This window comes from Aeromicrobium sp. (assembly GCF_032084975.1).
Taxonomy (GTDB): domain Bacteria; phylum Actinomycetota; class Actinomycetes; order Propionibacteriales; family Nocardioidaceae; genus Aeromicrobium.
Genome location: NZ_DAMDLR010000105.1, coordinates 6,694 through 7,225, shown reverse-complemented (window position 1 = coordinate 7,225; position 532 = coordinate 6,694). Strand labels below are relative to the sequence as shown.

General features: G+C 74.8%; 1 protein-coding gene. It reads right to left on the bottom strand.

What is annotated here, in order from left to right; all coding sequences use genetic code 11:
- Positions 1-532, bottom strand: a 532-nt coding sequence (locus RT323_RS15400; RefSeq protein ID WP_313410014.1) for a Mur ligase family protein, incomplete at both ends; no start/stop codon positions are given.

The window sequence follows — 532 nt, the reverse complement described above, 5'->3', positions numbered from 1 at the left end:
CGGCCGCCAGCGCTGCGAGGGCGTTCGTGGCGTGGTGCCGGCCGATCTGGGGCACGGTGACCTCGTGCACGACGCCGTCGATGTCGGCACCGAAGTGCGGGTGCCCCGCGTCGTCGAGCGCGACGTCGCCCACGAGCCGGACGTCACCCGAGCGTCCGAACGTCACGACGCGGGCCCGGGTGCGCGCGGCCATCGCCGCCACGCGGTCGTCGTCGGCGTTCAGGATCGCGACGCCGTCGGCATCGAGCGACTCGACGATCTCGCCCTTCGCCCGGGCGGTGCGGTCGAGCCCACCGAACTCGCCCGCGTGGGCCGTCCCGACGTTGAGGACGACCGAGACGTCCGGCGGCGCGATCGCGCACAGGTGCGCGATGTGGCCGAGTCCGCGGGCCCCCATCTCGAGGACGAGGTGCCGCGTCGTCGCGTCGGCGCGCAGCACGGTCAGCGGCACCCCCAGCTCGTTGTTGAACGAGCCCTCGGGCGCGACCGTCGGGGCGTGCGCGGCCAGCACGTGGGCCAGCAGGTCCTTGAC